Annotated in this window: 9 protein-coding genes; 1 reads left to right on the top strand and 8 read right to left on the bottom strand. The window is 63.2% G+C overall.

Annotated features, from left to right (window positions below; all coding sequences use genetic code 11):
• Positions 1-56: 56 nt before the first annotated feature.
• From R2855_17380 to R2855_17345, 8 genes are all read right to left on the bottom strand, one after another.
• Positions 57-2579 carry a malic enzyme-like NAD(P)-binding protein gene (locus tag R2855_17380; protein MEZ4532770.1) on the bottom strand — a complete coding sequence of 841 codons (2523 nt, stop codon included), beginning with the start codon at positions 2577-2579 and terminating at the stop codon, positions 57-59.
• Positions 2580-2710: 131 nt separating this feature from the next.
• Positions 2711-3709 carry an ABC transporter ATP-binding protein gene (locus R2855_17375; GenBank protein ID MEZ4532769.1) on the bottom strand — a complete coding sequence of 333 codons (999 nt, stop codon included), beginning with the start codon at positions 3707-3709 and terminating at the stop codon, positions 2711-2713.
• Positions 3710-4163: 454 nt separating this feature from the next.
• The gene (locus R2855_17370; GenBank protein MEZ4532768.1) at positions 4164-5177 is read right to left on the bottom strand and encodes an ABC transporter ATP-binding protein; all 1014 of its coding nucleotides are present in this window, start codon (positions 5175-5177) and stop codon (positions 4164-4166) included.
• Between the two features lie 586 nt (positions 5178-5763).
• The gene (locus R2855_17365) at positions 5764-7896 is read right to left on the bottom strand and encodes a molybdopterin oxidoreductase family protein (GenBank protein ID MEZ4532767.1); all 2133 of its coding nucleotides are present in this window, start codon (positions 7894-7896) and stop codon (positions 5764-5766) included.
• Positions 7897-8029: 133 nt separating this feature from the next.
• Positions 8030-8479, bottom strand: a complete 450-nt coding sequence (locus R2855_17360; protein ID MEZ4532766.1) for an OsmC family peroxiredoxin — start codon at positions 8477-8479, stop codon at positions 8030-8032.
• A gap of 102 nt (positions 8480-8581) precedes the next feature.
• The gene (locus R2855_17355) at positions 8582-10057 is read right to left on the bottom strand and encodes an aldehyde dehydrogenase family protein (protein MEZ4532765.1); all 1476 of its coding nucleotides are present in this window, start codon (positions 10055-10057) and stop codon (positions 8582-8584) included.
• 72 nt (positions 10058-10129) lie between these two features.
• The gene (locus R2855_17350; GenBank protein MEZ4532764.1) at positions 10130-10300 is read right to left on the bottom strand and encodes a hypothetical protein; all 171 of its coding nucleotides are present in this window, start codon (positions 10298-10300) and stop codon (positions 10130-10132) included.
• A 113-nt stretch (positions 10301-10413) separates the two neighbouring features.
• Entirely contained in the window at positions 10414-11331 is a 918-nt protein-coding gene (locus R2855_17345; protein MEZ4532763.1) for a hypothetical protein, read from the bottom strand.
• A gap of 283 nt (positions 11332-11614) precedes the next feature.
• Between R2855_17345 and R2855_17340 the strand changes: the two genes are divergently transcribed.
• Positions 11615-12400, top strand: a 786-nt coding sequence (locus R2855_17340) for a sialidase family protein (protein MEZ4532762.1), incomplete at its 3' end; no start/stop codon positions are given.

Raw genomic sequence — 12400 nt, 5'->3', positions numbered from 1 at the left:
TCAGCGGATCGCGCTGTTGGTGGGAACCGATGCCGGGTTCGGCAGGTCGGCACGGTCTAGAACACTGCGGCGCCCTCGTAGACGAGATCACGGCAGCGGGCTTCGACGGTGGCTGGGTCGATCTCGAGCTGGGCGACGCCGGTTTCGATGGCGGCACGGGCAACCGCGGCCGCAACGCGCGGTGGCACGCGCAGATCGAGCGCGTCTGGAATCAGGTTCTCGGTGGTGAGCTGACGCGGAAGCACCAGATCGGCGATTGCCTGGGCAGCCGCGAGCTTCATCTGATCGTTGACTTCACGCGCTTTGACATCGAGCGCGCCACGGAAGACGCCTGGGAACGCAAGCGAGTTGTTCACCTGGTTCGGATAGTCCGACCGGCCGGTGGCTACTGCAAAGGCTCCGGCAGTCCTGGCGAGCTCGGGCATGATCTCGGGCGTTGGGTTCGCGAGGGCGAATACGATCGGTTTGGGCGCCATCGTCCTGATCATTTCCTGGGTGAGCACACCGGGCGCGGAGAGCCCGATGAAGACATCAGTACCCTGGATGACGCTGGCCAGATCGCCCTTGTGTAGATCGGGATTGGTGAGCTCGGCGATTTCGAGCTTGGAGAAGTCCATGTGCTCCGTTCGGCCGTGATAGATGGCGCCCGCGCGGTCGCAGACAACGATGTCGCGAATACCGAGCGCCAGCAGTAGCTTGGCGACGGCCACGCCCGCGGCGCCGCCGCCGTTGATGGTGACCCTGAGCTCGTCCAACGGCGTGCCACGCAGCTTGACCGCATTGAGCAGGGCCGCGCCGACGATGATGGCCGTACCGTGTTGATCATCGTGAAAGACGGGCATCCCGAGTTCCAGCCGCAGCCGGCGCTCGATTTCGAAACAGCGGGGAGCGGAAATGTCCTCCAGGTTGATTCCACCAAACGATGGGGCGATCGCGCGCACATGCGCGACGATGTCGTCTGGCTCACGCGCGGCGAGGCAGATAGGAAAGGCTTCGACCCCGGCCAAGGATCGGAAGAGGACGGCCTTGCCTTCCATCACCGGCAGGGCGGCCTGGGGACCGATGTCGCCGAGACCGAGCACCGCGGAACCGTCGGTGACGATCGCAACGAGGTTGCCCTTCGAAGTGAGCTCGGTGACTTGCGCGGGATCATCCCGAATGACGGCAGCAGGTTCGAGCGCAGCGGGCGGAACGTAGATCAGGTTGAGGATATGGTGATCGCGGATCGGGATCTTGCTCTGGATCTCCAGCACACCGCCGTGGCGGCGACGGAGATCGATCGATTCCGATTGCGTGCCTGAGCCAACGCCGTTGGTTGGATTCAGGCGACGCCGACCCTCGTAGACGTAGCGCAGGGTCGAGTCGGCGACTTCCTCCGGCGCGATGATGCGCCCGGCTTCGCCAGCGTCGACTGTCGCACGCACGACAGCGGCGGCGACCGTAGGAGCAACCCGAAAATCGAAGATGTTCGGCACGATGTAGTCGGCATGGAGCTCGTCCGGGCGAACCATCCCGGCCAGCGCGTGCGCGGCGGCGACGAGCGTGCGTAGACGGATGTTGTGGGCACGGCAATCGAGCAGTCCGCGGAAGACGCCCGGGAAGACAAGCGAGATGTCCATCGTGTTGGCGTAGTCAGACCGGCCAGTGGCAACAATGCGCGCTCCGGCTGCGCGGGCGGTGGCAGGATCGACTTCCGGGGTTGGGATCGAAAGCGCGAAGACGATGGCATCGGGCGCCATGCGGGCGATATCGTCCCCGGTGACGATGTTTCCGGTCGAGACGCCGATGAAGACATCGGCATCCACCAGCATGTCCGACAGCGAACCGGCGCGGCGTTCGAGATTGGTTTCCTTGGCGACGTAGGACTTGGCCCAGTTCATCCGTTCCGGCCGGTACATATAGATCGCGCCGGCGCGGTCGCAGAGCGTGATGTGCCTGGCGCCAGTGCGGATGAGGAGCCGGGCGACGCCAACTCCTGCGATTCCCGCGCCGCTGATGACGATGCGCACGTTCTCCAGTTCTTTGCCAACCACCTTGAGCGCGTTGATGAGCGCGCCGAGCACGAGCACACCGGTGCCGTGATGCTGATTGGAGAAGACGGGAATGTCGGTGGCGCGTTCCAGATGGTCGGCGATCGTGAACGTGCGCGGGCTGGAGATATCGTCGATGCAGATCGCGCCGAAGGTGGGCGCCATGGCGGTGCCGACTTCGATGATTTCGGTCATATCGCGCGTACCGAGACAGAGCGGGAAGGCATCGACGCCGGCAAACGTCTTGAAGAGGACACTCTTGCCCTCTTCGATCGGAATGGCCGATTCTGGCGGTCCGCCCTGGCGCCCGAAGAGATCGGAGCCATCGGTGATGAGCGCGACCGTATTGCCTCTACAGGTGAGATCGAACGATTCGAGCGGGTTTTCCTGAATGGCGAGGCAGGCTTCGGCTACACCGGGCGTGTAGACGAGGGAAAGAATCGAGCGATCCCGCAAGGGAACTTTGCTGTTGACGCCAATGAGTCCACGATAGCGCCGGCGGTAGTCGAGCCCGTCGCTTTTTCCGTTGCCGCTGAGCCAGTCGTTCACGAATCCCCCACAGGGTCGAAAAGCGCGAAGGGGAGTATACGCCGGGGGCGCATGCCCGGGGTCAAGAGGTCACTGGCTCAGCGAGGCCCCAGCATCACCCGCGGATGGGGCCCAGCGGGCGAACCCGGCTGCTACCGGGCGTTGGAATCGGGGTTCTGCACCGTACGTGATGCATAGAGAAAACAGGCGACCTCATGCTGCGGCGCAATCTCGGTCAAAGCTGGACGGGCAGCGTCGCAGACGCCCGGCATGCGGCGGGGGCAACGGGCGAAGAACGGACAATGCGTCGGCGCTTCGGCGGAGGTCGACGGCTCGCCGGGGACGACCTCGCGGCGACGATGACGGTTGGCCGGGTCGGGTTCCGGAATGGCGGCGATGAGCGCGATGGTGTACGGATGGAGGGGTTCGTCGATGACCGCGCCTATAGGGCCGGTTTCGACGATGGTGCCCTGGTACATGACCGCGATGCGATCGGAGAAATAGCGGGCGCTGGCGATATCGTGGGTGATGTACGCAAACGAGACCCCGCGGGCGGTCTGCAGGTTGGCGAGCAGTGAGAGGATCTCGATCCGGCTGGAGGCGTCGATCATGGAAACGGGCTCATCGGCAACGATATAGTCGGGGTTGCGCACGAGCGCGCGGGCGATGCCGACCCGTTGGCGTTGGCCGCCGGACATTTGATTTGGATACTTGCTGCCGAAGCGGGACGCCGGGACGAGATCGACCGCGGCCAGCGCCTGGTTGGCGCGCTCACGCCGTTCACTTGCCGACTTGACGCCATCGATCTGGAGCGGTTCTTCGATCAGGTCCCAAACGCGCATGTAGGGATTGAGCGAGGAGAACGGATCCTGAAAGACGATCTGGGCGCGGCGGCGAAACCACTTGAGCTGTTGCTCAGCGTCGTGGGTGATATCCCGTCCCAGGAATTCGACTGTGCCGGTTCTCGGCTCCACGAGACGGAGGGTCAATCGCCCCAACGTGGTCTTGCCAGAGCCGGACTCTCCCACCAGTGCCAGGGTCTCGGCGATGCCGATCTGGATCGAGACATCATCGAGGGCGTGGACTTCCCCCGTCTTGAAGATCCCCTTGCGCGTTTCGAAGACGACGGACGCATGTTCGACGCGGATCATGGGTGGATTCGCGCTGGACCGAAGTGAGCTGTCGTCCCATGCTCCCACGTCCTCTCGGGCCCCGATGTCATCCCGAGCTTGTCGAGGGATCTCTTGTTGCGTCGAAGCCCGGTCTCCAGTTTGGAGGCTTGCGTGGAAGGCAACGAGAGATCCCTCCACTCCGCCTGCGGGCTCCGGTCGGGATGACGGAATCGTTAGCGAACGGCGGGATGACGGAGAATCGTCATCCCGAGCTTGTCGAGGGATCTCTTGTTGCGTCGAAGCCTTGTCTCCGGTGCGGGGGCTTGCGCGGAGGGGAACGAGAGATCCCTCCGCTCCGCCTGCGGGCTCCGGTCGGGATGACGGAGTTGGCGCGGGCTGCGGTCGGGATGACGGGAGTGAGGTAGCGGGTTCCGGTCGGGATGGCTGAGTTGCCACGGGCTGCGGTCGGGATGACGGGGGGAGCGCGGATAGGCTAGGCATGGGAACTGGCCGGCAAGTGAATTCGGTAGCGGCTGCCGGCGAGGGCGAAATCGTTGAGGAAACATCGCGCGTGGCCGCCGTCGGGGAGTTTGTACTCTGGGGGAACGATGCTCGAGCAGGGGTCGAACGCGTACGGGCATCGAGGATGGAACCGGCAGCCGGAAGGTGGATTGGAAAGATCGGGCGGTTCGCCGGGCATAGGGGTAGGCGGTTCGGGATCGTGGAGCCGGGGCAGCGATGACAGCAAAAGGCTCGAATAGGGGTGATGCGGTTCGACCAAGACCCGATCGGCGGAACCGAATTCGACGTGCTGACCGGCATAGGCAACCGCGATCGAATCGCAAAGATCGCTGGCCAGACCGATGTCGTGCGTGATGAAGATCATGGAGATGCCGGGATCCTCTTTGAGGTCCTTGAGCAGGTTCATGATTTGGGCTTGAACGCTGACATCGAGCGCAGAGGTCGGTTCGTCGAGGATGAGCAGGTCTGGATCCATCACCAACGCGGTGGCGATGACGACGCGCTGGCGTTGCCCGCCCGAGAGCTCATGCGGATAGCGGGGAGCGATGCTCGCCGGGAGCCCGACTCGCTCCAGGAGCTCCTCGGCACGGGCGAGCGCGGCTTTCTTGTCCATGCCGTCGTGGATGAGCGTTTCGGCGATCTGCTCTCCCACGCGAACGACCGGGTTCAGCACGTTCATGGCGCCCTGGAAGACCATGGCGATCTTTTTCCAACGGATTTCGCGATTGAAAACGTCATTGGACAACGTGGTCAACTCGCGGCCATCGAGCTGGATGGAACCACGGAAGAGCTCGACGTTCTTCGGCAGCATACGCATGAGGGCCGTGGCCATGGACGTCTTGCCGGACCCGGATTCGCCCACGATTCCGACCGCATGGCCTCGTTCGTCGATGGTGAATGAGACGCCGTCGACCGCATGCACCGGCCGCTTTCCGGCGCGGTAGTAGAGGAAGAGGTCCTGGACGCTGAGAAGCGGCGTGCTCATGGGCTACTCGTCATCCCGAGCTTGTCGAGGAATCTCTGGTTGGCCGAGTCTCGGTTCCGGGCGTGGGCGTAGGTTGTATGGGAACGAGAGATCCCTCCGCTCCGCCTGCGGGCTCCGGTCGGGATGACGGGGTGGGCGCGGACACCGGTCGAGATGACGGGAGGGTTCGTCATTCCGAGCTTGTCGAGGAATCTCTTGTTGCTTACGGTTCGGTTCTGGGCGTGGGCGTGGGTTGAATGGGAACGAGAGATCCCTCCGCTCCGCCTGCGGGCTCCGGTCGGGATGACGGAGTTGGTGCGGGTTCTGGTCGCGATGACGGGAAAGCTCGTCATTCCGAGCTTGTCGAGAATCTCTTGTTGCTTACGGCTCGGTTCTGGGCGTGGGCGGGGTTGTATGGGAACGAGAGATCCCTCCGCTCCGCCTGCGGAGGCTCCGGTCGGGATGACGAGGAGGGCGCGGGCTCCGGTCGGGATGACGGAGTTGGTGCGGGCTCCGGTCGGGATGACGGAGTTGGTGCGAGCATCGGTCGGGATGACGGGGTGGGTGCGAGCTCCGGTCGGGATGACAGATAGGGCGCGACATTGGGTCAGGCAGGTACGAGCGCGGGTTCGAGGCCATTGGTCGCGGCGCGGGCTTCGAACTCCTCGGGCGAGAGCTTGCGCACGCGCACGAGATTGCTATGGAAAACGGCCTGGTTGCCGAGATCGGCCAGGATGTCAGGGGTAAGCCAGTTGACGTTGCGGCCAGCAAGCGAGTTCTGCGCCCAGTATCCCTTGGGCGAAACGGCAAAGCCGGGGACGACATCGTCGGTCACGTCGGCGATCAACAGGCACCAACCGCGATCGTTTTCGATCAGCAGCGGATCGCCGCTTTCGATTCCGCGTGACTTCGCGTCCGTGGGATGGATTTCCAGGAAGGGGTTGCCTTCCTTGCGCAACAGCGCTGGCTGGTTCGCAAAGGAACTGGAGACGAAGTGATGCGCGGCTCCAGTCACCAGTACGAGCTCATCAGACTCACGATCGACGAGTTCATCCGGGACTACATGGTCAGGAAGGGGATCGACGCCAAGCGGAATCATCGCCTCGCAATACAGCTCGATCTTGCCGGACGGCGTGCCAAACTCGAGATTGGGCCAATTGAACGTCGAGCCGTCATCGGTTTCGGCGTACGGAACCCAACCCTTGTCGACCAGATCGTCGAATTCGATACCGGCCAGATAGCGATTGGTGCGCCTGGTGGCCTCGAAAACCTCGCGCGCGACTTCGGCGTTGGTTTGATCGAACCATGGCTCGGTGTAGCCCAGGGCCTTGGCGAGGTGGCGCTGGACATCCCAGTTGCCGCGCGATTCGCCGCGCGGGGCCATGGCGGCCTTGTTGAAATGCAGATGGCGATGCCCGGACGGCTTGACGACGTCGTCGACTTCGAGCTGTGAAGTAGCGGGCAACACGATATCCGCGAAACGGGCGGTGTCGGTCATGAACTGGTCGTGAACGACAGTGAAGAGATCGTCGCGCAGGAGCCCGCTGATGATCCTGGGTGAATTGGGCGTCGACGTGACCGGGTTGGCGATGAAGCAATAGAACGCCTTGATGGGCGGATCGCTGATCTCGCCGGTGAGCGCGGCTCCGAGCCGGTTCATATTGACGACGCGCGGAGTGGGCGGGCACTCGGAATGCTTGCCGATCGCCTCGCCGTTCCACACGATCTGGCTGCTTTGGGAATAGAACGCTCCGGCGCCCAGCTTGCCATAGCTGCCAGTGACTGCCGGAAGCGCAAGGATCGCGCGGATGGTTTGGCCGCCGTTCTGGTGACGTTGGATACCGTCGTTGAATTTCACCAGCGGGGCGCGCGCATCGACCCAGCGATGGGCGAGGTCGACGATCATCTCTTCATCCAATCCGGTGATTTGGGAGACTCGCTCTATCGGGTAGTTTGCGGCGCGGGCGCGCAGCTCGCGCCACCCAATGGTGTGCGCATCGAGAAATGCCTCGTCGTGCCGGTTCTCGGTGAAGATGATGTCGATCATGCCCAATGCGAGAGCGGCATCGGTCGATGGGTTCGGCCGGATGTGCAGGTCGGCGGCGCGAGCCGATCGGGTGCGGCGCGGATCGATGACGACGACAAACGTCCCATTCCGTTGCGCTTCGCGCAGAATGGGGACGAAGTGGGGCGACGTGCTGGAGGGGTTGTGCCCCCAGATGACGATGAGATCGCTGTGCTTTATCTCGCGCGGATCCATACCCGGCTTGCCGCCGAGGGTAGCTTTGCAGGCAGCGGTTGCGGCAGCGTCGCAAATGGTTCGCTCGAGACCGGAGGCGCCCATGCGATTCCAGAGCCGGTTGGCGGCGACCAGATTCTCGACCATGCCCAGCGTGCCGCTGAAGGAATAAGGCAGGATGGCAGCCGCGCCGTAGTCGGCGATGATGTCGGTCCAACGGGTGGCGATTTCGGCGATGGCGTCGTCCCAGGTGATGCGCTCCCATTGGTTCGCGCCTTTGGGTCCGACGCGCCGCAGCGGATATTCGAGCCGATCTGGCGCATAGACCCGATCGAGATAGGGACGGACCTTGGCGCAGAGCCACCCCTGGGTGATGGGATGGTCCGGATTGGCATAGAAATCGACGACCTTGCCGTTTTCGACCTCAGAGATGAAGGAGCAACCGTCAGGACAGTCGTGGGCACAAGCGCCGCGGACGATGAGGCGGTTGGTAGTCGGCATGGATGGATGCTCCGGGTTGGATCGGCGTGACGTGAACTGAGTGTACAGGAGGACGATTGGTATGGGCAGGACAAGCAAAGAAGCCCCGTTCCGCGAAGGGAACAGGGCTTCTGCAATGCGATGCTCGCGATCGTTAGGCCAGCGTGGACTCGAGCTCGATGGCGACGTTGTTGCGCAGAGCATTGGAAATCGGGCAGCCGGCTTCTCCTGCTTTGGCGAGCTCGGCGAACTGCTCCGCAGTCACCCCGTCGACCTTGCCTTTGACGGAGAGCTTCGAGTACTTCACTGCCACGCCGCCACCTTCCTTCGGGCCAAAACCGACCTTCGAGGTGACTTCCAGGCTCTGCGCCGGCGTGCCGTTCTCGGCAAGGGCATTGGAGAGCGCCATCGCGTAGCACGAGGCGTGCGCCGCGGCGATCAGCTCCTCAGGGCTGGTGGCGCCTTCCGGCTCGCCGGCGCGGCGGGCCCAACTGACGTCCAATGGGCCAAATGCGCCCGAACCGACGCGGAAGTTGCCCGATCCTTCGAAGAGATTCCCTGACCAATTTGCGGTCGAGGTGCGTTCGGTCATGATATCCGCCATGGGGCGAAACTCCTTTCGATTGCGGGTCCGGACTCGCGTCTCCGTGGCCCTGAGAAAAACACCGTCGAGCTACGTGCTCAGGTTCGACTGAACGGGTGACGATCAGGCCGGCGGCGGATCGATGTAAACCGTCTTGACCTGGGTGTAGAAATCGCGGGCCGATTTGCCCTGCTCGCGTGAATAGGAGCTGGAGCCCTTGTAGCCACCGAACGGCACTTGCGGTTCGGCGCCGGGAGTCTCGCTGTTGATGTGCACGATACCGGCCTGGATCTTCTTGGCGAACTGAAGCGCGCGGCCGAGATCACGCGTGAAGATCGAGGCGGAGAGTCCGTACTTGACCGAATTGGCGATCTCGATGGCCTGGTCCATGTCGTCGACCGGAATGACGCCCATGATCGGGCCGAAGATCTCCTCCTGACCCAGATGCGACGATGGATCGACATTCGCGAACAACGTTGGCGCGACGAAAAAGCCATGCTCGCGGCCATCGCTGGTCAGTCGTTCGCCTCCGGCGAGCAGTTCGGCGCCATCGGATTTCGCTCGATCCGCGCCGGCCACCACGTTGTCGGCCGCTTCGGCGGAAATGACCGGGCCGAGATGCGTCGACTCGTCGAGCGGATTGCCCACCTTCAGGCTCTTGATCTTGTCGTGCAGCTTGCTGGTGAATTCGTCCACGATCGAGCGATGGACGATTGCTCGGCTGGTGGCGGTGCATTTCTGGCCGCTGGACCACATCGCGCCGGTCATGACGTGCTGGAGCGCGTGATTCATATCCGCGTCGGCGAGCACGATGGCCGGGTTCTGGCCGCCGAGCTCGAGCTGAATCTTGGCTCCGCGTCTGGCGGCCGTCATCGAGAGCTTGCGTCCGACCTCGCCGGAGCCGGTGAAGGAAATGGCGGCGATGCGGTCGTCTTCCACCAGCGGATCCCCGACGGTGGAGGCGCTGCCGGTGACGAGATTGAGCACGCCGGGGGGCAACCCGGCCTCACCCAATGCCTCGACGAAGCGCGCGGCCAACAGGGGTGTGGCGCTGGCGGGCTTGAAAACGACTGTGTTGCCGAAGGCGAGCGCCGGAGCGATTTTCCAGGCCGGAATGGCGATGGGGAAGTTCCAGGGGGTGATGACGCCAACGACCCCGAGCGGCTCGCGGGTGGTGTAGAGCAGCGTATCCGGGTTCATGGACGGATAGTGCTCGCCGTTCGGTTGCTGAGCTTCGCCGGCGTAGTAGCGCAGGATCTGGATGGCTCGGCCAGTCTCGCCGATGCCTTCCTTGAGGGTCTTGCCTTCCTCCCGCGTCAGCTCCTTGCCGATCTCGGCCTGACGCGAGGCGAGAATCTCGGCGGCTTTCAACAAGATGACCGAGCGCGCGACAACGTTCGTGTCCCGCCACTTGGGAAAGGCGTCGGTGGCCGCCTGAATGGCGGCATCGACATCGGATTTGGTCGAGGAGGCGAACTCGCCGATCAACTCATTGGTGTTGGAGGGGTTCCGGCTTTCGAAGGTCTTGCCAGACTCGGAGGCGATCCATTCGCCGCCAATGTAGTTTCCCCAGGTTTTTTCTGGTGAAGCGGTTGCCACGTGCGCATGCTCCTCTCGGCGCGATCCGGAAGCGGTCGGCCACGACGTCTTTCGATCAATTGTGCCAAATCGCTACGACTGGCGGGAAATGAAGAGCGCGATCCCGACGATGAGGATCAGCAGCACGATGAGCGAGCAGCCGATGGCCAGGACCGACCCGGTGCCCACTGTCGAATCTTCCGAGGTTGGATCGAGCTCCATCTCGGGATTGGCGGGCGGCTCGACAGGATCGAGGTCAGGCATTCGTTACGAGGGTCCAGTGTCCAGGGTCGAGGGTCCAAAGCTGACATCGATGCCTGGGCGCTGGTGGGGAAAACGGCCCGTGTTGGACCCTGGACACTGGACCCTGGACATCGCTACCCGTTCCACTTCCATTGCCCGTCTTCGAAGACGAAGACAAAGGTCTGGAAATCCTGCTCAGTGCCGACGGTCGATTTGACGGGAGCGGTGATCTGGTTCGGCGCGACGATGGTGATTTCGCCGGCGCGTTCCCAGACGATGGGGGACGACATCGAAATGGTGAGCGTCTCCAGGAAGTTCGGGTCGGAGGTGATCAGCGCGTCGCGGAACTCGTTGCTGAGCAGCGGCAACCAGCGTTCTGGCTCGCGGCTTGCCCAGCAGGCGGTGAGCTGATCGAGCAGGTCGTCGATCTCGCGTTCGAAGGTGGCATTGAGCGGTTCAGGTGACGACGCGGGCACGGTTGGGAGTTCGACCGTCTCGACCGCGATCGGACTGGCCACGGGGGTGCCAAGCAACTCAGCGGTCGTCAGCGGGATCGTCGAGCAGGCAACGAAGGTGTTGAAGGAAAACGTGGTCAGCAAGATGATGCGACCGGGGCACGAATCGTCGACCTGGGTAAAGGTGAGATTCTTGCCGGAGCGGACCCATTTGTAGGTGCCCGTTGCCATGTCGCTTTCGATGATCGGAGCGGCAGCCGCGTTTCCGCACGAGAGCAGGCCGGATTCGTCGGTGAAGGTGATCTGGTCGCCATCGGTGGTCCAGGTGCCTTCGATGACTACGCCGGCATCGGTGCGCTCGGCCTCGAACGTGCCGTCTGCCTCGATGCCGAGCCGCCAGCGGCCAACGTACGACATGGAACTGGCGATATCGACCGGAATATCGGTGCGGGCAAGCGCGACCGACCACTGGCCGACTGGACTATCGTCCTGTGCGTCGACCCGACCGAAGGCGAAAACCGCCCCGACGAGCGTGACGATGAGCATGGCGGACGCCAGCACGGCGAAGAGTCGAGCGCGATTTGTGATCGATGACATCGCTGGGTGGCTCCTCGGCGATCGGGTCGGTGCGCGGCGAACGAATGCAGCGTCGAGCGTCCTGGCCACGGCCTGCGCGGTGCGAAGCTACGCGGGCGCGATAGACTGAGCGTCAGCGAGAGTCTAGCATGGTGCAGAGTCGAGGAATTCGTTCAGGATTCTGCGCGATACTAGGAACTCAGACGTCCGCATCAGAGAAACAGGCTCGCAAAGACGGCGAGCCGGGCAAATCCGTCAGGGACGATTTCTCCGACATTCACCACCGGTCGAAGAGGTGAGCCGCATGTTTTCACAATTCCGACAGAAACGCCGGCAAGGGTGGCGCCTCGCGACCGTAGGGGTCGTGGCGCTGCTGGTGCTGGCGCCGTTGCTAACCGGGTTGGAACCGCGCGGGGTCGTCGCGCAGGGAAGCGACCAGCTCGCCGGACGACCGCTGAACTTCGGCGATCTCGTTGTGATCGACCGGCAGTTTGCCTCGAACGGCGCGAAGCTGGCCCTGGAACGGTTCTATGTGGACCGGGGCATCATTAGCGATCCGTACTTGAGCGCGGTGGCCGGCAGCGGCGGGCAAGAACCGAGCGCGAATCAGCAGGTGCCGTTCCGCAATCCCGCGCCGGGGTTCAGCCGCAATCTGCTCATCACACGCAACTATGGCTATTCGCCATTTCAAACCGAGCCGCACATGGTGGTCGATCCCACCGATCCCGACCACCTGGTCATGGGCACGATCGACTACAACATGGGTTCGGTGATGTCGGTCTATGTCTCCTGGGATGCCGGGGAGACCTGGGAAGGACCGAACCAGATTCTCTATTTCCGCGATGACATAAGCGGCGCGGGCGACCCGGTGGTTGCATTCGACCGGGATGGCAATGTCTACATTTCGATGATTTCGATCGGGGTGCGCGATTTCGTGCTCGGTACGATTTCGTCGCAAGTAGCCGTGCTGAACATGGCGGTGGCCAAGTCGTATGACGGGGGCCTCACCTGGACAGAACCGCAACTGGCGGCCTCGGGCGCGGTCTCGACCGTGAGCAACATCGACGCGGAAGGGAAAGAGCGCGGCACG

The sequence above is a fragment of the Thermomicrobiales bacterium genome (assembly GCA_041390825.1).
In the GTDB taxonomy this organism is placed as follows: Bacteria; Chloroflexota; Chloroflexia; order Thermomicrobiales; family UBA6265; genus JAMLHN01.
Note: the sequence above shows the minus strand (reverse complement) of the source record. Positions and strands in the feature narration are given on the sequence as shown.

Bases quoted from the DNA above. Each gene is read 5' to 3' on its own strand.
- R2855_17345 (MEZ4532763.1), bottom strand. From the start codon at position 11,331: ATGTCATCGATCACAAATCGCGCTCGACTCTTCGCCGTGCTGGCGTCC.
- R2855_17365 (MEZ4532767.1), bottom strand. From the start codon at position 7,896: ATGCCGACTACCAACCGCCTCATCGTCCGCGGCGCTTGTGCCCACGAC.
- R2855_17350 (MEZ4532764.1), bottom strand. From the start codon at position 10,300: ATGCCTGACCTCGATCCTGTCGAGCCGCCCGCCAATCCCGAGATGGAG.
- R2855_17360 (MEZ4532766.1), bottom strand. From the start codon at position 8,479: ATGGCGGATATCATGACCGAACGCACCTCGACCGCAAATTGGTCAGGG.
- R2855_17370 (MEZ4532768.1), bottom strand. From the start codon at position 5,177: ATGAGCACGCCGCTTCTCAGCGTCCAGGACCTCTTCCTCTACTACCGC.
- R2855_17375 (MEZ4532769.1), bottom strand. From the start codon at position 3,709: ATGATCCGCGTCGAACATGCGTCCGTCGTCTTCGAAACGCGCAAGGGG.